This is a genomic window from Salinicola sp., from assembly GCF_982684285.1.
The window spans coordinates 1-1,366 of record NZ_CEXLVS010000463.1; the positions used below are offsets into that span (position 1 = coordinate 1).

Sequence of the window (1,366 nt, forward strand, 5' to 3'; positions counted from 1 at the left end):
CTCACCACCGCCTGAATTTATTTTAATAAATTCGATACCATCTTCATTAGATCTACCTTCATAAGCCTGCCATGTATATTTATCAGGCTGACCGATAGCAGTACGCTTTGTAAAAATGATTTTACGTTGAGTACGATTTCTCCAGAGCTTGTTAACATCATTGAAATTTTGACCCATCAAAATGATATCAAGACCCTCGTGACGTTGTCGTGTTACAAATTTTCTTTCTTCTTGTGAAATAGTTCTAAGATCAGAAGGATAAAAATCTTGTATTTCATCAACGATGACTAGAACATCTTTAGGAATAAATTCATGCATCTGTCTAACATCTTCATCAGGGAAGAAATGAATTAGAGCAAGCTTTTCCTCAAACGTTTTATCTATTAAACCTGCAATTTGAGCAGCACCTTCACGCAAGCCATTTACATTAGACCAAACCGCCCTACCTTCTTTAAGTGCTGGAATAGCATGTTTAACTATTGCTTCGTAGGATTTACCTGAACCGCCTAGACCTTCATGGAAAATAATCATTACCATTGCCCCAATGTAAATAATTTACGAAGTAGTCGAAATGTAAGACCAGCAGCCAAAAGTGCAAATGATTCAGTTAGACCAGACTTACCTAAAAAATACAGAATTGCAGGGTCAACATTATTTAAATAACTACCAAGGCCATTGCTTAAGAATTCAGGAACCGGAATTGACGTAATAAGTAGAGATAATCCCTCTAAAAATAATTCGAGGACTAAAATCCCAATATCACGAAAGAAGTCGAAAATTGCTTGCAAGATAGCTTTGAACCAAGCAATTAGATCACCGTAAGCATTAGATAGCCAACTAATCATAAGACTGCCCACCTAAACGCCATAAAGCCAGAAGAAGCAATCATTATTGCCATGACAACAAGCAATAGAGTGTCCATGACAGCAGAACATTGCATATCAACAATAATAGGCGGGAACACCCAAACAGCGGGAAGATTCCAAATCGGACAAGTACCCGATACATTTACATCAAAAAAACCATCCATAGCCGTGAATAATTGCGTAGCCTGAATAGTGTCTGTAAAAGCAGTTAGGACAGAACCGAAAGTTTTATCTGTTTTTTCATAGAGACCCGTTTTATCAGAAGAAGCAAAAGAAGGACTATCTCCACATTCGGTATCATTAGGATTACAACCTTCATCAGATGAACCAGTAACAGAACCCGATTGAGTCGATGATGAATCAGTTAATTGTCCGGATGTATCATAATTATTTGTAATTGTTTCGTTATAAGTAACAGATTCAGAACTGCTATTTATTGTAGTGACAGCGCCAGTAGAATTATTAATAATTGAGGTTTCTTTATTTGGCGTATCAACAGT

The 1,366-nt window shown here is 36.8% G+C and carries 3 protein-coding genes; all 3 read right to left on the reverse strand.

Annotated features, from left to right (window positions below; genetic code table 11):
- Window positions 1-531 (reverse strand): zonular occludens toxin domain-containing protein (locus AC3AYF_RS21085; protein WP_487780424.1); only part of this gene is annotated, 531 nt, incomplete at its 3' end.
- Window positions 531-845 carry a hypothetical protein gene (locus AC3AYF_RS21090; protein ID WP_487780425.1) on the reverse strand — a complete coding sequence of 105 codons (315 nt, stop codon included), beginning with the start codon at window positions 843-845 and terminating at the stop codon, window positions 531-533. The genes AC3AYF_RS21085 and AC3AYF_RS21090, both read right to left, overlap by 1 nt.
- Window positions 842-1,366 (reverse strand): hypothetical protein (locus AC3AYF_RS21095; protein ID WP_487780426.1); only part of this gene is annotated, 525 nt, incomplete at its 5' end. The genes AC3AYF_RS21090 and AC3AYF_RS21095, both read right to left, overlap by 4 nt.

Coding starts and splice junctions, on each gene's coding strand:
- AC3AYF_RS21090 (WP_487780425.1), bottom strand. CDS start 845: ATGATTAGTTGGCTATCTAATGCTTACGGTGATCTAATTGCTTGGTTC.